This window comes from Streptomyces sp. ADI95-16 (assembly GCF_003721495.1).
Lineage (GTDB): Bacteria > Actinomycetota > Actinomycetes > Streptomycetales > Streptomycetaceae > Streptomyces > Streptomyces goshikiensis.
The window spans coordinates 695,217-711,234 of sequence record NZ_CP033581.1 but is presented as its reverse complement, the minus strand read 5'-3'; the positions used below and the strand labels follow the sequence as shown (position 1 = coordinate 711,234).

At 72.4% G+C, this 16,018-nt stretch carries 18 protein-coding genes; 9 read left to right on the top strand and 9 right to left on the bottom strand.

Annotated features, from left to right (window positions below; genetic code table 11):
* Positions 1-19 precede the first annotated feature (19 nt).
* The 3 genes from EES41_RS03620 to EES41_RS03610 all read right to left on the bottom strand — a co-directional run bounded on the left by EES41_RS03620 (position 20) and on the right by EES41_RS03610 (position 2,406).
* Entirely contained in the window at positions 20-1,411 is a 1,392-nt protein-coding gene (locus EES41_RS03620) for an NAD(P)/FAD-dependent oxidoreductase (RefSeq protein WP_123075591.1), read from the bottom strand.
* Positions 1,404-1,637 carry a ferredoxin gene (locus EES41_RS03615; RefSeq protein ID WP_123082231.1) on the bottom strand — a complete coding sequence of 78 codons (234 nt, stop codon included), beginning with the start codon at positions 1,635-1,637 and terminating at the stop codon, positions 1,404-1,406. The genes EES41_RS03620 and EES41_RS03615 overlap by 8 nt, the downstream gene beginning before the upstream one ends.
* A gap of 124 nt (positions 1,638-1,761) precedes the next feature.
* Entirely contained in the window at positions 1,762-2,406 is a 645-nt protein-coding gene (locus tag EES41_RS03610; RefSeq protein ID WP_123075589.1) for a hypothetical protein, read from the bottom strand.
* A gap of 185 nt (positions 2,407-2,591) precedes the next feature.
* On the opposite strand from EES41_RS03610, the gene EES41_RS03605 reads away from it, so the two are divergent.
* Positions 2,592-3,443, top strand: coding sequence for a hypothetical protein (locus tag EES41_RS03605; RefSeq protein WP_123075587.1), 852 nt, complete (start codon positions 2,592-2,594; stop codon positions 3,441-3,443).
* A gap of 177 nt (positions 3,444-3,620) precedes the next feature.
* Positions 3,621-4,001 (top strand): STAS domain-containing protein, encoded by a 381-nt coding sequence (locus tag EES41_RS03600; RefSeq protein WP_123075585.1) that lies wholly within the window; start codon positions 3,621-3,623, stop codon positions 3,999-4,001.
* Positions 4,002-4,052: 51 nt separating this feature from the next.
* On the opposite strand, the gene EES41_RS03595 is transcribed toward EES41_RS03600, so the two are convergent.
* The gene (locus EES41_RS03595; protein WP_164495735.1) at positions 4,053-4,559 is read right to left on the bottom strand and encodes a flavin reductase family protein; all 507 of its coding nucleotides are present in this window, start codon (positions 4,557-4,559) and stop codon (positions 4,053-4,055) included.
* Complete coding sequence (locus EES41_RS03590; RefSeq protein ID WP_123075583.1) at positions 4,546-4,944, bottom strand: STAS domain-containing protein; 399 nt, start codon at positions 4,942-4,944, stop codon at positions 4,546-4,548. Before EES41_RS03590 ends, EES41_RS03595 begins: the two co-directional genes overlap by 14 nt.
* A 131-nt stretch (positions 4,945-5,075) precedes the next feature.
* Between EES41_RS03590 and EES41_RS03585 the strand changes: the two genes are divergently transcribed.
* The 7 genes from EES41_RS03585 to EES41_RS03555 all read left to right on the top strand — a co-directional run bounded on the left by EES41_RS03585 (position 5,076) and on the right by EES41_RS03555 (position 11,188).
* Positions 5,076-5,393, top strand: a complete 318-nt coding sequence (locus EES41_RS03585; protein ID WP_037792573.1) for a helix-turn-helix domain-containing protein — start codon at positions 5,076-5,078, stop codon at positions 5,391-5,393.
* 162 nt (positions 5,394-5,555) lie between these two features.
* Positions 5,556-5,891 (top strand): ATP-binding protein, encoded by a 336-nt coding sequence (locus EES41_RS03580; protein WP_123075579.1) that lies wholly within the window; start codon positions 5,556-5,558, stop codon positions 5,889-5,891.
* Between the two features lie 134 nt (positions 5,892-6,025).
* The gene (locus EES41_RS03575; protein WP_123082229.1) at positions 6,026-6,901 is read left to right on the top strand and encodes a class II glutamine amidotransferase; all 876 of its coding nucleotides are present in this window, start codon (positions 6,026-6,028) and stop codon (positions 6,899-6,901) included.
* A gap of 93 nt (positions 6,902-6,994) precedes the next feature.
* Positions 6,995-8,035, top strand: coding sequence for a hypothetical protein (locus EES41_RS03570; RefSeq protein WP_123075577.1), 1,041 nt, complete (start codon positions 6,995-6,997; stop codon positions 8,033-8,035).
* 1,359 nt (positions 8,036-9,394) lie between these two features.
* Positions 9,395-9,796, top strand: coding sequence for a C40 family peptidase (locus EES41_RS03565; RefSeq protein WP_123082228.1), 402 nt, complete (start codon positions 9,395-9,397; stop codon positions 9,794-9,796).
* 42 nt (positions 9,797-9,838) lie between these two features.
* Positions 9,839-10,237 carry a DUF4440 domain-containing protein gene (locus tag EES41_RS03560; protein ID WP_123075575.1) on the top strand — a complete coding sequence of 133 codons (399 nt, stop codon included), beginning with the start codon at positions 9,839-9,841 and terminating at the stop codon, positions 10,235-10,237.
* A gap of 153 nt (positions 10,238-10,390) precedes the next feature.
* The gene (locus EES41_RS03555) at positions 10,391-11,188 is read left to right on the top strand and encodes a VOC family protein (RefSeq protein ID WP_123082227.1); all 798 of its coding nucleotides are present in this window, start codon (positions 10,391-10,393) and stop codon (positions 11,186-11,188) included.
* 159 nt (positions 11,189-11,347) lie between these two features.
* Here the strand turns inward: EES41_RS03555 and EES41_RS03545 are convergent, their stop codons facing one another.
* The 4 genes from EES41_RS03545 to EES41_RS03530 form a co-directional block, all read right to left on the bottom strand.
* On the bottom strand, positions 11,348-12,571 hold the full coding sequence (locus EES41_RS03545) for an alpha/beta hydrolase (RefSeq protein WP_164495734.1): 1,224 nt from the start codon (positions 12,569-12,571) through the stop codon (positions 11,348-11,350).
* Between the two features lie 150 nt (positions 12,572-12,721).
* Positions 12,722-13,396 carry a response regulator transcription factor gene (locus tag EES41_RS03540; RefSeq protein ID WP_123075571.1) on the bottom strand — a complete coding sequence of 225 codons (675 nt, stop codon included), beginning with the start codon at positions 13,394-13,396 and terminating at the stop codon, positions 12,722-12,724.
* Positions 13,393-14,649, bottom strand: a complete 1,257-nt coding sequence (locus EES41_RS03535) for a sensor histidine kinase (protein WP_216827239.1) — start codon at positions 14,647-14,649, stop codon at positions 13,393-13,395. Before EES41_RS03535 ends, EES41_RS03540 begins: the two co-directional genes overlap by 4 nt.
* Before the next feature lie 112 nt (positions 14,650-14,761).
* Positions 14,762-16,018, bottom strand: a complete 1,257-nt coding sequence (locus EES41_RS03530) for an RNA polymerase sigma factor (protein WP_123075569.1) — start codon at positions 16,016-16,018, stop codon at positions 14,762-14,764.

Below are 16,018 nucleotides of genomic sequence, written 5' to 3'. Positions count from 1 at the left end.
CCTCCGGAGGGCGGTCGGGTCAGTGCCCGGCGGGGGTGAAGGTCATCCGCCGGTCGGCCGGCGAATATCCGCTGAGGGTGATGGTCGGCCCGTGCGTGGGCACGGACGGGTCGGGGAAGTCCGCCGGCAGCGCCTTCTGCCCCTCCGGGCGCCGGTCCACGGTGGGGAACGGCGGCGGGAAGGGGGCGGTGGCCTCGATCTGCTGCTGGTAGAACTGCAGCCAGCGGCAGTTGTCGAAGGTGACCGCCCCGATGATCCGGCCCTGGTAGCCGTAGACACCGGTGAAACGGCGCTCGGCCCGCGAGCCCTGGGCGATCATGATCTCCGTGCCCATCGGGGGCACGCCGACGGACTTGATGTTCACCCCGAACTGGGAGGACCAGAACGCCGGCACCCAGATGTGGGGGCGCCGGTCGGTGCTCTCGCTGAGCATGTTGTGGGCCGCGGTCTCCGCCTGGGAGACGGCGTTGCCCCAGTGCTCCAGGGACAGGAACTGGTACCCGAACAGCGGGTGCGGGGAGCGAGCGACGTCGCCCGCGACGAAGATGTCGTCGGTGACGATGCCGCGGATGTCGAAGGCCCGGCAGCCAGCGTCGCAGGCGATGCCGCGCGGGCCGGCGCCGAGCCCGGATCCGGACAGCCACTCGGTGTTGCGCTGGGCGCCGAGCGAGACGACGACGACGTCGCACTCCAGGGTGGTGCCGTCGGAGAAGTGCGCGGCGCGGACCCGCCCGGTGGAATCGCCCTCCAGGGCCGTGACCATGATGCCGGTGCGCAGATCGACCCCGTTCTCCCGCTGGAGTTCGGCGGCGACGGCCCCGATGACCCCGCCCAGCGCGCCGACCAGCGGCGCGTCCCCGCGTTCGGCGACGGTCACCTCCAGCCCGCGCTCACGGCAGGCGGAGGCGATCTCGGAGCCGGTGAACCCGGCGCCCACGACCAGGACCCGGCGCGGTCCGGCGTCGAGCCGCCGGGCCAGCGCCGCGCCGTCGTCCCGGGTCCGCAGTACGAAGACGCCTTCGAGTTCCGCCTCGGCCTCGTTCGGCCAGGGCCGGGCGCGTACACCCGTGGCGATGAGCAGCCGGTCGTACGGCACCTCGTCGCCGTCGGCCAGCTTGACCCGCCGGGCCGCCATGTCGAGGCCGGCGGCCGGTACGCCGAGGCGCCACTCGGCGTCGATCTCGCGGCGCCGCGGCAGCGCGGTCCGGTCGGCGTCGGCCCGGCCGAGCAGCACCTGCTTGGACAGCGGCGGGCGGTCGTACGGCTCGTACGGCTCGTCGCCGATCATGGTGAGCGAACCGGCGAAGCCCTTGTCGCGCAGGGTCTCGGCGGCCCGCAGGCCGGCGAGGGAAGCCCCGACGACGACGATCCGGCCCTCGCGCTTGAGGTGTTCCAGGACCCCGTCAGGCATGGGAGGCCTCCCCGGCGCCGGACGCGGCGGCCAGGTCCAGCTCGTCCACGAGGATCGCCTGGACGGGGCAGGCCGCGACGGCCTGGGCCACCCGCGCCCGCTGGGCGTCCTCGGCCTCCGGGTCGTAGAGCAGCCCCTCGTCCCCGTGCATCGCGAAGACATCGGGCGCCAGGAAGGCGCACTGCGCGTATCCCTGGCATCGGTTGAGATCGACGACAAGCCTCAGCAAGGTGCGGTCCTTTCGACGGCCCCCGGGTCCTTGGCCCCGTGGCTCCCCGGCTCAGCGTGCGCCGCGCGGCCGCCTCCGGCCCGTCCGGCCGGTCCGTTGGAGTGACCGCCGCGTGCGTGAATCACCCTGAGGCCCCTGAGGCCCCGGAGCGCCCGGACAGGATGCACAGGCTGACGATCAGCGCCCAGGCGGGGAAGACCATCTCGCTCCACGGGAAGGAGGAGCCGGCCACCAGCAGGACCAGCCCGACCGCGTACCCGAACAGGGCGACCGGGCGGGGGAGGGCGCCGAGTTTGCGTCCGATGGTGGAGGTGGCGAACACGAAGACGGCAGCCATCCGCATGGCGTACGTGGTCAGCAGCGTGTAAGCGAAGTGGCGGCCGAACTGCGAGCCCTGGTCGCTGTCCAGCACGGTGCCGGCGGCCGCGACGGAGGCGAACAGGGCGCCGACGAAGATCAGGCCGCTGCCCAGGAAGACGGTGGTGATGAAACGGTCCTCGGCGTCCCCGGCGTTCTCGCGCAGCGCGCCCATGAACCACAGGAAGGCGATGCCGGCGAACGGTACGAGTTCCAGAGCCGCGGCCAGCGCGCCCCGCCGCCCGGGGGCGAGCGTCACGTCCGCGCCGCTGGCCCCGTCGGGCAGCGCGATCCGTACGAGTGCGATCGCCGCCGCCAGCAGGACGGCGAAGGCGATCCCCGCCAGAGCGGCGGCCCGGGGCGTGCTCAGGTTCCCGGCGGATGACGCGTGTGGTGCGGGGTGTCTCATTCGTCCAGCAAGCCGGGTGCCCGTCGCCCGTGCCAGCGGAGCCGGGCGCACGGGTGAAGCGGCGGGAGTCCGAGGAGGGGACCGGGCGTGTCACGCGGACGAAGAACCGGTTCGCCCGCCGTGCCCCTCCTAGGGTGCTCTGTGGCCCGTCACGGCCATCTGTCCCCCGGGAAGGACGTCCCCCCATGCACACCGACAACCCCGGCCTGCTCGCGCCCGCCGAGGCGACGCTGCTCATGTTCGCGACCGACATGGACCCCGAGACGCGCAAACTCGTCCACGTGACGTACGGGGCCCAGGGCAACGGCAAACGCAGGATCATCTCCATCGGCACCGACGCGGCCCACACCGACGCCGTGGTGGCCGCGGACCGGCCCTGGGAGGACTCGCCGGGGCTCAAGGGGGTCACCTCGCCCCTCATGACGATCCCGGTGCCGGGCCGCGACCTGGTGGACGGCGGCAGCGAGCACTACCTGTTCTGGCACGACGAGGGCACCAAGCAGCTCAAGTACCGGACGGTCCGGACCGTCCACGGCGCCCCCTACACGATCACACCGGTGACCGACGACCGCGCCGTCTCCGCGCACTGGGAGGCGCTGAAGGACGTGGTCTGGCCAGTCACGAGCATGCCCGTGCCCGGCCGGCAGGGGGTCGACGGCCGTAACGAGAGCTACCTCTTCCACTACGACACCGAGGGCCGGCTCTGGTACTCGACGATCTCGATCAGCCACCACGCTGACCACGCAGACCATGCCGACGCGCTCGTGGCCGAGGCCCGGCCGGTCGCGGACTGGTGGCAGGCGTCGCTGAAGGGGATCGGGCAGCTGATGGAGATCCACCCGGTCCCGGGCCGGCAGAACGCCGGCGGCGCGAGCGAGTTCTACGTCTTCCACCAGGACGGCCGGCCCGGCACCGCGCGGAAGCTGATGTACCGGAGGATCGCCGTCGCCACCGTCGCCGAGCACGCCGACACCCTGGTGACGGAGGACCGCCCCGTCGCCGACTGGTGGTCCACGTCGCTCAAGGGCGTCGCCTAGGGCCGGACACCCGGCCAGGCGGGGACTTGGCTCCCCCCTCGGTGGCGGCAGCGCCGAAACGCGTACGGCGCGTGCCGGGTCGGCCCGGCGAAAGCGGGCGGGGAGGCGTATCTTCACTGCGGGGTCTGATGTCCGCCGGAGACGGAAACGGAAACGGAAGCGGGGCACCGGGTGGCAGTGGATGGGTACGGGACGGCCGGCGGCGACGGTCCGCGATTCACCGTGGACGTGCGCTGGAGCGGGCGTACGGCCGTGGTGGCCGTCGCCGGGGAGCTGGACCACGACCACGCGGAACCGCTGCGCGAGGCGATCTCCGGGGCGCTGGAGCAGGGGGCCGAGCGGATCGTGGTCGACTGCGGGCGCCTGGAGTTCTGCGACTCGACCGGGCTCAACATCCTGCTCAGGGGACGGCTTGAGGCCCGCGAGACGGGCAGCTCCGTGGAACTCGCCGCGTTGGGGCCCACCGTGGCCCGCATGTTCGACATCACCGGCGCGAAGGCCGTGTTCACCGTGTACCCGGAGCTGCCCGAGGACCTGGCCGACCGGGACCGTCCCTGAAGCCGGTTCTCTGAAGCCGATTCCCTGAAGCCGTTCCCTGGCGGCCCGGCGTCACGCGGGGTGGCCCGGGGTGAGCCCCTCCACATCGCGCAGGGCCAGCAGGCGGGGCGCGGGCCCGGCGTCCCGGTCGGGCGACTGCTCGACGGGGGCCAGCAGGAAGCCCACGTGGTCGCCGGCGCCCTCCATGCGCTGCTCGATCCGGCCGACGAACCAGGCGCGGGCCCCGCTCAGCACCGGAGCCCCGTCCGCGCTCGGCCGCCAGGCGACCCGGGTGAACTTGTCGACGCGGGCGCCGCACTCGGTGCCGAAGAGTTCCGCGAGCTCCCGCTGGTCGCCGCCGAGCACGTGTACGGCGAGGAAGGAGGCCTCGCGGGCGACCCGGAGGGTGTGGTTCGCCGTGGACAGCCACACGACGAAGCGCGGCGGATGGATCGAGCACTGCGAGGCGAAGCCCACCAGGCACCCCGCCCGCGCGCCGTCGGCCGCCGCCGTGACCACGTACATCGTGCCGTCCGGCGGCTCCGCGAACGCGACCAGCTCGGGATCACTGCCGGTCATGGCCGGCTCCCTCCGGATCGGCGCAGTCGGGGAAGTACCGCCGGGTGCCGGTCAGATCGAGGAGACGGGCCACTTGCCCGCTCATGCCGTGGATCCGGAACCGCCGGACGCCGTCGGCCCCCGACTCCATCGCCTCCAGGCGGGCCCGCAGCAGGGCGTTCAGCCCCGCGCAGTCGCAGAACGTGACGGCCGCGAGATCGACCGTCACCCGGGGGCTGGAGCGCAGTGCCGAAATCAGGACATCGCGCACGTCCTTCGCGCGGTCGAGATCGACTTCTCCGGCGAGGACGACGACCGCGCCCCCCGTGCCGTCCGGTTCCACGCGGACGGTCAGCTGCGCGTCGCCGGGCGGTGTCGTCGCCGTACCTTCACGAGCGAGGGACATCTCCGACTCCCTTGGCCCCAGTGGATCGCTGACAAGGCGATCGTGCGCCGAGGCTCTGTCTTACGTCAAGAATTACGGGAAATGTATTTCGCGTGTTGTCTCACGCGAATGGGACGACGCATGATGGAGGCATGGAGAACCATGAGACGCGGCGTCCGGCGTGGACGTTCCTGACGAACCACGCCCGGGTGCTCGTGGCGATCTCGAGGGATCCGGGCGTCCGGCTCCGCGATGTGGCGGCCGCTTGTGAGCTCACCGAGCGGACGGTCCAGTCGATCGTCGCCGATCTCGAAGCCGACGGCTACCTCACCCGCTCGCGCGACGGCAGGCGCAATCGGTACGAGATCGCGGAAGGTGCGATGTTCCGGCACCCGGCGGAAGCGGGGCACGAGATCGCGGGCCTCCTCGACCTGCTGGCGGACGACACCCGCTCCGTCCGGATGCCGTGACGCCGCTCGGGGTGTGCTTCCCCGGTGAGGGGGCACACGAAGGGGAGAGAGCACCAGCAACACCAGCCACTACGGGACGTGAATGGCGTGACTCCTGGGGAGCATGCGTCACACCGGACGGGACTCAGGACTCCCTCCGGCGCCGGTGAGGCCCGCGCGCTCATGGCCGAACTCCTCGGGGCCGCCCCCGGGGCGGCCGGGCCGCCGCTCAGCGAGGAGGCCCGCGCGGACGCCTTCCTGGTCACCTCGGAACTGGTGACCAACGCCGTCCGGCACGGCGGCGGCCTCACCGGATTCGCCGCCGAGATCAACGGGGAGCTGTTGAAGATCACCGTCACGGACGCCAGCGACAAGTCCCCGCGAACCGCCGAGAGCCACAGCGCGATGTCGGAGGGCGGCTTCGGCTGGCCCCTGATCTGCCTCCTCGCCGAGCAGGTTTCCATCGCCCCGCTCCCCGGTGGCGGCAAGACCATCCAGGTGACCCTGCCGCTGCGCTGACCAGGCGTTCCGGTGCACCGGAACGCGGCCGGCGGGCGCGGCGCGTTCATGGACCACCCCCGTGAGCTTCGGGGCGCGCGGCGCCCCGCAGCGCCTCCGGTTAAGCTCGGAATGGCCGGAAGGGGATGATCGCGATGTGCCGCTGGCTCGCGTACTACGGTTCGCCGATGATGCTCGACGCGGTTCTCTACCGCCCCGAGCACTCGCTGATCAACCAGAGCCTGCACGCGCGCATGGGCGTGGAATCCACCAACGGCGACGGGTTCGGCGTGGGCTGGTACAGCGAGTACGGCGACGGCACGCCGGCGGTGTTCCGCGACATCGGCCCGGCCTGGAGCGATCGCAACCTGCTGGAACTGTCCGGCCACGTCCGTTCGAGCCTGTTCTTCGCCCATGTCCGCGCGTCCACCGGATCGGCGATCCAGCAGACCAACTGCCACCCCTTCCGGCACGGCCGCTGGCTGTGGATGCACAACGGCGCGATCACCGACTTCCACCGGCTGCGGCGGGACCTGTGCATGGCCGTGGACCCGGCCCTGTTCTCGTCCATCGAGGGCTCGACCGACTCCGAGGTCATGTTCTACCTGGCGGTCACCTTCGGCCTCGACCAGGACGTCCCGGGCGCCGTGGCCCGTATGGCGGGCCTGGTGGAACAGGTCGGCAAGGAGCACGGGGTCGAGGACCCCATGCAGATGACGGTCGCGGTCAGCGACGGCGTCCGCCTGTGGGCGTTCCGCTATTCCAGCCAGGGCAAGACCCGGTCGCTCTTCTACAGCAGCAAGGCCGAGACGGTACGACACCTCCACCCCGAAATCGACTTCCTGCGGGAGGTCTCCGACGACACCCGGCTGGTCGTGTCCGAGCCGCTGGGCGACCTGCACGGGGTGTGGAACGAACTCCCCGAGGGCAGCTACACGGTCGTCCCGTCCGGCACGTCGGGCGACTACTTCCCGTTCGTACCCGAATTCCCGCTGGACCGGCCCCTCGTGCCCCCGGGCGAATGGAGCTGAACCCCGGCGAGGCCGTTTGACGGGCCCCCGGCCTGCGGAAGATAACCCTGTCGGCCGACGGATCCGAACGGACGACGTCGAGGGGGAACGCGGGTGTGGAAACGTGTCGTACAGGACGGACGTTGGGCGCTCTGGCTGGTCTGCGCCTGCTACCTCGTGGTGGTGTACATCACCAGCCGCGGGCTGATCGGCGCACCGCGCTACCGCCTGTTCCAGGCGCGCGTACACGACTGCCGGGCGCGCGCCGCGGTCCTCGCCGCCACGATATCCCCCGAATCCACCGAGTCCACCGGATCCGTTGATTCCACCGATTCCGCCGCCAAGTCCGCCGTGGCCAAGTCCGCCGTCCTCAAGGCGGTCAACGAGCGGCTCGACGGGTTCGGGGTCGGCGGACAGGTCGTCTGGCGCCTGCTGCCGCAACGCGCGGTCATCGCCATTCCCCTGTCCAAACTGGCCGCCGCCTGGCGGGCCTTGCACCACGCCGAGACCCAACTCCTGCGCCTGGAGCACCCGGAGGAGATCACGCTCCGCATCCTCGCCCTCCGGCTGCGCCTCGCCTCCGACCCCGACCCGGTCAACAACTCCCTCGGGACGGAACTCGCCGCGCACGCCGGTGACGCCCCGGCCGAACGCGCCCTGCTCATCGCCGCCACGGAAGACCTCCACCGGCAGGAGGACGACGACTTCGAGCGTGAGTACGAGCACCAGCGCATCGCGCTCTGGCTGGCGCTCACCGGTATCGCCGCCGTGCTGCTGCTCGGGCTCGCGCTCGACCACCGGCTCTCCATGCTCCTCGGCGGCCTGGGCGGGTTCCTGTCGCCGCTCATCGGCGTGATGCGCTCGCAGCGGCCTACGTCCTGGGGCGTCCTCGTGCTCGCGCCGGTCGGCGGCGCGCTGGCCGCCCCCGGCGGGCTGCTCCTCGTACGGATGCTCGCCGATCCGGAGCTGAACCTCCTCGGCCAGGTGTTCCTGCACAACTCGTGGGGCGCGCCCGCGCAGCCGATCTCCCTCGCCGTCGCCCTGCTCTTCGGGTTCTCCGGCACCCTCTTCTCCCGGCTCGCGCTCGCCGCCACCGGCCAGCTCGTCCCCACCGCCGGGCGGACGGCGCGACCGGGGCCACCAGGCCGTCCCTGACCGGCGGATCCGGGACGTCGGCGGGAGGCGCCCGCCGCCCGAGGCGCTGCCGCCGGCCCGGTCGTCGTCGGACACGGCCACGGCCACGGCCTCCGAGGTCTTCCCGGCGGCCAGCCGGGGGAGTGCCGGCACCGGGCCCGAACCCGGCCACGGCACGGCTGGTCGGCCCCGTCGTCCTCCGGGTGGAAGCGGGCCGAGCCCACCGCCGTACGGGTGGTGGGGCTGATCCCCTCGAAGCCCGCCGACGGGTGGGTGCTGAGGCGGCCCGGCGAGGAGCCCGGGGTGCCGTACGGGGCCGCCCGCACCCAGGCGGTCCACTGGTGGCCGGGCCCGTACCACTCACCGCCGACGAGGGTGCCGTCGTCCGAGACGCCGGTCACCCAGCTGTCGTTGGCCCCCGTGCCGGCCTGCGGGAGGACCCGCGCCGGGCCGCCGTCACCCGGCCACACGACCGGATGGGGGGGGAACTCCACGGGTCCCGTACGGCGTGTACCGACCGGCGCGCCGTCCACTCGGCCGTCCGGCATCGGGACCCGGTGCACCGTCGTGCCGGTCCAGTAGACGGGCTTGCCCCGGGAGGAGCCGACCGACAGGGCGCCGCGACCCAGGGCGCGCACGCCCTCCTTCGGCCCGGCAGCCTCCGCCCCGGGCGGCGCCCCGAGCGCGGTCAGCGCCGGCTTGCAGGCGGCGGCGGACGCGCCGGCGGCGGCCGTCACCCTTCTCATGGGCCTTCCCCCTGTGTCGTACGTACGCATACGTGTGGTGCTCATGTTGACCCGGAAGCGGGGCGGAAAGCCCCGGAATGGGGCATACTGCTTGGAACGCCACGATCCCAAGTCGACTTGACGCGCCGCCCGTTGGATGCAGGAGGGGGCGGAGTCCGTTTGTGATACGGCCAATTGGCCCCGGGCTCGCGCGGTCGCGGAACTTGTCGCCGTGGCCGTACGGGAGTTGCCGGGCCGGGTGGCAGGGATCATCCGGATGCGGGCCGCCGCCACGCGGGGTCTCGACGGGCCGTGGGGCGTGGCCGTCGGGAATGACCCAAACGGCGGTCTCCGGGCTGAATTCAGGAATGGCGGTCCTAACTATTGTTTAGCACTTGGTGTAAAAACGGGACAAAGTTCCTCGTGTCCGATGGGGTTGGGCGCAGCAGATCGGAGAAGACTGGACGGCCATTGGGAGCCACGACACAAGCCGACACGAAACCGGATCTCCTCAGCGATCTGACTGTTGCCTGTAAGTGATTACGGAGGTAGCACGGTGCCCAGCTCCAGGACGGAATTCCGCAAGGCCCGGAGGGACACGTTTCCCCTCGCCGTTCCCCCCAGGACTCTCGCTTCCCTTTCCCTCGTCACGCTCATGGCGGCCGGTACGCTGACCGGCCCGGCGGCCCCGGCCCAAGCGGCCGGCCGATATGGCGTCCAAGCCGTCGCGGTGGCCGCTTCCAAACAGGGCTCCCCGTACGCGTACGGGGCGACGGGGCCCAACCGGTTCGACTGCTCGGGCCTGATCCTCTACGCCTTCCGCAAGGCGGGCAGACGGCTTCCACGGACCGCCAACCAGCAGTACCAGCACACCAGACACATTCGGCAGGCCGACCGCCTACCGGGTGACCTGGTCTTCTTTCCGCGCGGCGCGACCATGACCCACGTGGGCATCTACGCGGGCCACGACAGGATCTGGCACGCCCCGCGGCCCGGCACCCGCGTCCGGCTGGAGAGGATCTGGAGCGAGCGGGTCCGATACGGCCGCGCCACCTGATGACCCAAGCGGAGCCATTCGGGAGCGTGTTACCGTCGCGCCATGTCCAAGGGCGAGATCGACGCGGTGACCGCCGAATTCTTCGGTGCCTTCGACAACCGGGGCGGCAAGGCCGCCGACCTGGACCGGATCCGGAGGCTGCTCCTACCGGGTGGTGTGATCGTCAAGACCGGCCCGGAGTTCGCGGCGTACACCGTGGACGAGTTCATCGAGCCGCGTCGGCGGCTGCTGTGCGGGGGCCGGATGGTCGAATTCTCCGAGTGGGAGACCTCCGAACGGACCGATATCGCGGGAGACATCGCGTCGCGCTTCGGCGAATACCGCAAGTCGGGGATTCTGGACGGTGAGGCCTTCGAGGGCGGCGGAACCAAGACCATCCAGTTCGTCCGTACCCCCGAGGGCTGGCGGATCGCGGCATTCGCCTGGTACGACCAGCCCTGATTCCGGCGACGAATGCCGCCCGGACCCACCGGCTCCGCCCGCGGTGGCGACGGCCGTCGCGTCACCCGTACGGCCCGATTCGGTCCCTACGGCCCGGTCAGGGGATGGCCCGTCCTTCCCCCCCCCACCAATCCGGAGGCATCCGTGCCCGACATGAACGGCCCCTACAAGCCCGGCACCCCCTGCTGGGTCGATCTGATGGTCCCCGACCAGCAGGCGGCGCTCGACTTCTACAGCGACCTGTTCGGCTGGCAGGGCGAGGTCGGCCCGCCGGAGACCGGCGGGTACTCGGTCTGTCAGCTCAAGGGCAAGCCGGTCGCCGGGATCATGAAGGCGATGAACCCCGACGGGACCGTGCCGGACCCGATGCCACCGACCGTGTGGACGACGTACCTGTCCACCGACGGGATCGAAGCCACCCTCAAGGCGGTCACCGACGCGGGCGGCAGCGTCATGGTGGGCCCGATGGACGTCATGGAACTCGGGAGGATGGCCGTCATCGCCGACCCGACCGGCGCCGTCGTCGGCCTCTGGCAGGCCGGCTCCTTCGACGGCGCCGGCATCGTCAACGAGCACGGCGCGCTGATCTGGAACGAGCTGAGCACCTCGGACACCGACGCCGCCGCCGCGTTCTACTCGGCCGTACTCCCCATCAGCCCGGCCCCGTCCCAGATGCCGGGCGCCCAGGGGTACACCGAATTCAACGTGGGGGGACGCGCGATCGGCGGAATGATGGACCTCTCCTCGATGCCGCCCGGTGTCCCGCCGCACTGGCTGCCCTACTTCCACGTCGATGACGTCGACAGCATCCAGGCCGCCGCGGTGCGGGCCGGCGGCAGCGTCAAGGCCCCCGCCTTCGACATGGCCGCCGGCCGGATGGCCGTCCTCTCCGACCCGCAGGGCGGAACCTTCGCGGTGATCACCGCGTCGGAACCGGAGCAGTCGGCTTAAGGGTTTGTCTTTCGGATCAGGCCGGGCTCGCGGGGTCTGGCACGCACGCTCGCCGCGTTGTCGTCGGTCGCCAACGCTCCGCGTTGGCTCCCTCCTCCGCCTTGCGATCGCACGCACCAGACCCCGCTCCCTGATCCGGCCTGATCCGAAAGACAAGCCCTAGGCCGTCCGCGGCCCGGTGAGGAAGTCGAGCAGGATCTGGCGGCTGGTCTGAGCGGTGAGGCTGCCGTACGCGTCGTCGAAGGCGTGCTCGGCGAACGGCAGGGTCTTCACCATGGTGTCGACGCCCTCGGCGCGCAGCGCGGCGCCGAAGCCGGTCACGCTCTCGGGCCGGGCGCTGCGGTCCCGGTCGCCGACCACCAGCAGGGTGCGGGGCAGGCCGGCGCGTATGCCGGTGGTGGGAGAGACCTCGCGGTAGCGCTCGGGATACTGCCGCGGGGTGCCTCCGGTGAACAGTTCGGCCGCCTCGCGGGTACCGGCGACATCCTCCTCCCACATCCGGGCCACATCGGTGCCGGGGTAGAAGCCGACGACGAGGTCCACGGGTACGGGCATTGCGCCCGCGCTGGGAGAGATCGTGCCCGCCCGGAGCCGGTAGGCGGCGTTCAGCGCGAGCGTGCCACCGGCGGACGTGCCGCCGAGGGAGACCCGGGAGGCGTCGATCCCGTACTGAGCGGCGTTCCGCTGCACCCAGCCCACGGCACTCACCAGGTCCTGCGGCGCCTTGTCCCAGGTGGGCTGCCCGGGGGAGGCCAGCCGGTAGTCGACGGCGACGACCGCCACGCCGTGGTCGGCCAGCCAGCGGCCGGTGCCCCGCAGGTCGCTCTTGTCGAAGGTGTGGAACCCGCCGGAGTGCGCGAGCACGATGGCGGGCGCCGTCTCCGAGGACCGCCCCGATGCCTTCTTCGGAAGGTAGAGGTCGGCCTTCAGCGGTCTGCCGTCCGGGCTGGCGTACGTGGCCGTGGTGTCCGGCGCGGTGTCCGGGTAGGAGAGCCGGCTGAACACCTCACCGAAGGAGACGTCGACGCCGGCCTGCCGGGCGGCGGCGAGCTGCACGCCGCCGATGACCAGCGCGCCGACCGCCGACAGCGCGGTGACCACGGTGAGCGCACGGCCCCAGCGCACCAGACCGCCGCGCCAGGCCAGCCAGGCCAGGGCCGATCCCACGAGGGCGATGACCGCCACCTGGAACGGGTACTGGCCGCCGAGGACCGGGCCGATCACGCCGGCCTTCGGGACGGCCGGTACGTACGCACCCAGCACCACCGCCCCGACCAGGAAGGCCACGGCCGAAGCGACCACGGCGGCGACGACGCGGCCGACCCGCCTGACCGGTCCCGGCGCGGGCGGTGAGCTCGGCACCGGGCGTTGGCGTAGAGGCATGAAGGGCTCCTGCGAGGTGTTGTGGGATCGGGAGGCGATACCGGCCTCCACCTGCTGCCTCACAAACTTCGCCCCCGGGAACCCCCTTGAGCGTCCCCCGCCGGAGCCAACCTCCCGCGTAGCTCCCGCGAGGGACCCCGCCGGCCCCTGCTAGAGCCCCGAGGCGCCAGGAGTGACGAGACCGTTCTCCCAGGCGAGGACGGCCGCCTGGGTACGGTCGCGCAGCTGCAGCTTGTGCAGGATGCGGCCCACGTGCGTCTTGACCGTCTCCTCGGCGACGACGAGCCGCTCGGCGATCTCCGCGTTGGACAGCCCCTGGGCGATCCGCCGGAGCACCTCGTTCTCACGGTCGGTCAGTTTGCCGATCCGCACCCCGGTCGGCGGCTTTTCCGCCCCGCCGATCCGGGCGAACTCCGCGATGAGCCGCTTGGTCAGGTCGGGGGACAGCAACGCCTCCCCACGGGCCACCACCCTGACGGCCTCGGCCAGCTGGAGACCCGAGGCGTCCTTGAGGAGGAACCCGCTGGCCCCGGCGCGCAGCGCCTCGTACACGTACTCGTCCAGGTTGAAGGTGGTCAGCACCAGGACCTTCACGCCCGATCCGGGCCGGGACGTGATCCGGCGGGTCGCCTCGATGCCGTCGACGCCGGGCATGCGGATGTCCATCACGATCACGTCGGGCAGCAGCTCCTCCGCCTTGGCCACGGCGTCGCTGCCGTCCTCGGCCGTCGCGACGACCTCGATGTCGCTCTGGACGCCGAGCAGGATGGAGAACGCCTCGCGGACCATGGCCTGGTCGTCGGCGATCATCACGCGGATCGTCATGGGGAGGCTTCCCTGTCGGTGGTGGGGGCGGCGGAGAAATCGGGGGCGGGCAGGCTCGCGGTGACCGCGTAACCGCCGCCCGGGGCGGGGCCCGCGCAGAAGTCGCCGTCGAGCATCGCGACGCGCTCCCGCATGCCGGTCAGACCGTGCCCCGCGCCGGGAGAGGGCGCGGCAGCCCGCGCCGCCGGCGTGTTGACGACCCACAGGTGCAGCTCGGCCGGGGCGTAGGACAGCCGGACCACGGCCTCGGCACCCGGCGCGTGCCGCAGCGCGTTGCTCAGCGCCTCCTGGACGACCCGGTACGCCGACAGCTCCACCCCCGCGGGCAGCGGCCGGCGTTCGCCCCGGACCTCCGAGGTCACCGCGAGTCCCGCGGTCCGCACATTGGCCAGCAGCGTGTCCAGCTGGGCCAGCGAGGGCTGCGGGGCCGTCCCCTCCGGGCTCTCGCCGGGGGCCGGGGAACGCAACAGCCCCAGCATCTGACGCAGTTCGGCCAGGCCTTCCTGCGCGTTCGCACGGATCGACGCCAGTTCCCTGACCAGCTCCTGCGGCGGGTCCTGAACCCGGTGGGGCGCGGCGTCCGCCCGGATGGAGATGACGGACATGTGGTGGGCGACGACATCGTGCAGCTCGCGCGCGATACGGGCGCGCTCCTCCAGCACGGTGCGCAGCGCCCGCTCCTGCGCGGTGACCGCGATCTGCTCGACGAGCCGTGCCCGGTCCTCACGGCGGGCCCGCGCGACGGAGCCGACGAGTACGGCCAGGGCGTAGATGGTCAGGACACCGGCGGGCCAGGTCCACGACCCGACGGCGCATCCGGTCGCCTTCAAGGCCACCGGCAGGACGGCGCTCAGCAGCGCCGCCACGGCGGCCGAGGGTATGGGGACCCGCAGCGAGAGGAGGAACAGGGCCCCGGCGTTCACCACCCACACCCACAGCCGGTTGTCGTGGGTGGGCGGATGGCCGACCACGATGGCGACGGTGAACCCCGTCGACAGCCACCACGCCGGCACCGGCCTGCGCAGCCCCACGACCAGCACCGCCGCGTGCCCCGCGGCCAGTGCCGTCGCGGTCGCGTCCGCGCCGGTGGCCGACAGCGCCGCGGCGGCGAGGACGATTAGCACCTGCGGCAGCCATCGCAGCCATCGCGGCCAGGACAGCGGAGGCATCGGCTGGGCGCGTCGCGTGCACAGGTCGGCCCGCAGGGAACGGAAGCCGAACCTGTCCGCCGCGGTCGTCGTGGTGTCGGGCACGTGATCATTATTGGTCACCGTGTGTTCTCCTCTCGCCCAAGGAGATGGCACCACGGTCCCGCCCCGGCCCGCGTCCCACCACGGAGCCGTCCTCCCCCGTAGCTCTCCAGAGCTACCCGAGGCGGGCCGCGCGCAGCTGGAGGTAGCGCCGCTCCGGGACGCTGAGCGTCCGCGCCGCCGCCTCGGCGTACGCGGCTCGGGCCGCGACCGGGTCGCCCGCCCTCTCCAACAGGTGGGCGCGCACCGCGTACAGGCGGTGGTGCCCGGCCAGCCGGTCGTCCTCGCCCAGTACGGCGAGGAGCGCGAGGGCCTGCTCCGGCCCGTGCACCATGGCCACCGCGACGGCATGGTTGAGGAGCTCCACCGGCCCCGGGACCAGCCGGATCAGCACCTCGTACAGGGCGAGGATCTCCGGCCAGTCGGTCTCCCGCGCGCTCGGCGCCTCGTCGTGCACGGCGGCGATCGCGGCCCGCAGCTGGTACGGACCCAGCCGGGTGTGCGTCAGCGCGTCGCTGACCAGCGCGACCCCCTCGGCGATGGCGGCGCGGTCCCAGCGGGCGCGGTCCTGGTCGGCGAGCGGGACCAGGCTGCCGTCGGCCCCGGTGCGGGCTCCGCGCCGGGCATCGGTGAGCAGCAGCAGCGCGAGCAGGCCAGCCACCTCACCGACCTGCGGCAACAGGGCGTGTACCGCGCGGGTGAGGCGGATCGCCTCGGCGGACAGTTCCACCCGCGTCAGATCCGGCCCGGACGTCGCCGTATAGCCCTCGTTGAAGATCAGATACAGCACCTGGAGCACATCCGCCAGGCGCCGGGCGCGTTCACTGTCGGGCGGCAGCGCGAACGGCGCCCCGGAGGCCCTGATGTGCCATTTCGCCCGGCTGATGCGCTGGGCGACGGTCGCCTCCGGCACCAGGAGCGCGCGGGCGATCTCCGCCGTGGTCAGGCCGCCGACCGCACGGAGGGTCAGCGCGATCCGCGCGGGCGGCGAGAGCTCGGCCCGGCAGCAGAGGAACAGCAGCTTGAGCGTGTCGTCCTCGGCGGGGCCGCGGTCCTCGCCGGGCGGCGCCACCGTGAACGCGTCGCGGGGCGTCAGGCTGTGCTCGCGCGACTCCCGCCGCCTGCGCGCCTCGTCGGCCCGCAGCTGGTCCACGAGCCGCCGGGAGGCGACCCGGATCAGCCATCCGCGCGGGTTACGCGGCCGGCCCTGCCCGGGCCACTGCCGGGCGGCGGCGAGCAACGCTTCCTGAACGGCGTCCTCGGCCGCGTCGAAATGCCCGTAGCGGCGCACGACCGCGCCGAGGACCTGCGGCGTCAGCGGGCGCAGCAGGTCCTCGATGGGTACGGCCGGATCTCCGGCCCCGTCCGTCAT

Bases quoted from the DNA above. Each gene is read 5' to 3' on its own strand.
- EES41_RS03575 (WP_123082229.1), top strand. From the start codon at position 6,026: ATGTGCCGCTGGCTCGCGTACTACGGTTCGCCGATGATGCTCGACGCG.
- EES41_RS03530 (WP_123075569.1), bottom strand. From the start codon at position 16,018: ATGACGGACGGGGCCGGAGATCCGGCCGTACCCATCGAGGACCTGCTG.
- EES41_RS03610 (WP_123075589.1), bottom strand. From the start codon at position 2,406: ATGAGACACCCCGCACCACACGCGTCATCCGCCGGGAACCTGAGCACG.
- EES41_RS03560 (WP_123075575.1), top strand. From the start codon at position 9,839: ATGTCCAAGGGCGAGATCGACGCGGTGACCGCCGAATTCTTCGGTGCC.
- EES41_RS03590 (WP_123075583.1), bottom strand. From the start codon at position 4,944: ATGTCCCTCGCTCGTGAAGGTACGGCGACGACACCGCCCGGCGACGCG.
- EES41_RS03565 (WP_123082228.1), top strand. From the start codon at position 9,395: ATGGCGGCCGGTACGCTGACCGGCCCGGCGGCCCCGGCCCAAGCGGCC.
- EES41_RS03545 (WP_164495734.1), bottom strand. From the start codon at position 12,571: ATGCCTCTACGCCAACGCCCGGTGCCGAGCTCACCGCCCGCGCCGGGA.
- EES41_RS03620 (WP_123075591.1), bottom strand. From the start codon at position 1,411: ATGCCTGACGGGGTCCTGGAACACCTCAAGCGCGAGGGCCGGATCGTC.
- EES41_RS03555 (WP_123082227.1), top strand. From the start codon at position 10,391: ATGAACGGCCCCTACAAGCCCGGCACCCCCTGCTGGGTCGATCTGATG.
- EES41_RS03605 (WP_123075587.1), top strand. From the start codon at position 2,592: ATGCACACCGACAACCCCGGCCTGCTCGCGCCCGCCGAGGCGACGCTG.
- EES41_RS03595 (WP_164495735.1), bottom strand. From the start codon at position 4,559: ATGACCGGCAGTGATCCCGAGCTGGTCGCGTTCGCGGAGCCGCCGGAC.
- EES41_RS03580 (WP_123075579.1), top strand. From the start codon at position 5,556: ATGGCCGAACTCCTCGGGGCCGCCCCCGGGGCGGCCGGGCCGCCGCTC.
- EES41_RS03585 (WP_037792573.1), top strand. From the start codon at position 5,076: ATGGAGAACCATGAGACGCGGCGTCCGGCGTGGACGTTCCTGACGAAC.
- EES41_RS03540 (WP_123075571.1), bottom strand. From the start codon at position 13,396: ATGACGATCCGCGTGATGATCGCCGACGACCAGGCCATGGTCCGCGAG.